This is a genomic window from Chelativorans petroleitrophicus (genome assembly GCF_025398195.1).
Classification (GTDB): Bacteria; Pseudomonadota; Alphaproteobacteria; order Rhizobiales; family Rhizobiaceae; genus Chelativorans; species Chelativorans petroleitrophicus.
Genome location: NZ_JAODNV010000054.1, coordinates 1 through 1,306 on the forward strand (window position 1 = coordinate 1; position 1,306 = coordinate 1,306).

The following is a 1,306-nucleotide window of genomic DNA, read 5'->3' on the forward strand; positions in this document are numbered from 1 at the left end:
TTGCCGGAGGCTCCAACTCCTGAGTAGGATGGAGCATCATGAGCAAGACGACGAACAAGTTTTCCCCTGAAGTGCGCGAGCGCGCGGTGCGGCTGGTTCTCGACAACGAGGGTCAACACGCGTCGCGCTGGCAGGCGGTCATGTCGATTGCGGCGAAGATCGGCTGCACCCCGCAGACGCTGAACGACTGGGTCAAGAAGGCCGAAGTCGACAGCGGCAAGCGCGCCGGCATCCCGACCGAGATGGCCGAGAAGATGAAGGCCCTTGAACGGGAGAATCGCGAACTGCGCCAGGCGAACGAGATTCTCCGCAAGGCGTCGGCGTATTTTGCGATGGCGGAGCTCGACCGCCGACCGAAGTGATGGTGGGTTTCATCGACGCGCATCGGGATGCGCACGGGGTCGAGCCGATCTGCGACGTTCTGCCGATCGCCCCTGCCACCTATTATGACCATCTGGCCAAACGTGCCGACCCGGCGCGGTTGTCGGATCGTGCCAAACGGGACGAGGCGCTGCGCCCCGAGATACGGCGTGTTTTCGAGGACAACTGGAGCGTCTACGGCCTGCGCAAGGTCTGGCACCAGCTGCGCCGCGAGGGCTTCGATATCGCTCGCTGCACGGTGGCACGGCTGATGAAGGACATGGGCATTCAAGGCATTATCCGGGGCAAGCCGCACAAGACGACGATCCCTGACAAGAAGCAGCCATGCCCGCTGGACAAGGTGAACCGCCAGTTCCGCGTGCCTGCGCCGAACATGCTGTGGGTCAGCGATTTCACCTATGTTGCCACCTGGAAGGGGTTTGTTTATGTCGCTTTCGTCATCGACGCTTATGCCCGCAAGATTGTCGGCTGGCGGGTCAGCACCTCGGCGTATGCCGGGTTCGTCCTTGATGCCCTCGAACAGGCGGTCCATGACCGCCGCCCGGTCAAGGGCATGGGGCTGGTTCACCACAGCGACCGCGGCAGCCAGTATCTGTCGATCAAATACACTGAACGGCTGGCCGAGGCGGGCATCGAGCCTTCGGTTGGCAGCGTCGGTGACAGCTACGACAACGCGCTGGCCGAGACGATCAACGGGCTCTTCAAGGCCGAGGTCATCCACCGTCGGGGGCCCTGGCGCAGCTTCGAGGCCGTGGAATACGCAACCCTCGAATGGGTGGACTGGTTCAACAACCGCCGCCTGCTCGAGCCGATCGGGAACATCCCGCCCGCCGAAGCCGAGGCAAACTTCTACGCGGCTCTGGAAACTGAAGCCATGGCCGCGTAACTAAACCAAATCAGCCTCCGGCAAACCCGGCGCGGTTCA

1 protein-coding gene and 1 other annotated feature are annotated in these 1,306 nt (G+C 62.9%); the gene reads left to right on the top strand.

Translation table 11 applies throughout. The features are described 5' to 3' along the window. Nucleotides 1-38 precede the first annotated feature (38 nt). Nucleotides 39-1,267 (top strand): IS3 family transposase gene (locus NYR54_RS19090; protein WP_261517282.1). Its coding sequence is split into 2 segments (ribosomal slippage): nucleotides 39-327 and nucleotides 327-1,267, totalling 1,230 coding nucleotides; the frame shifts between segments, so codons are not numbered across the junction. After that, nucleotides 320-436: a sequence feature (AL1L pseudoknot), on the top strand. Its footprint overlaps the gene before it by 117 nt. Nucleotides 1,268-1,306: the final 39 nt, after the last annotated feature.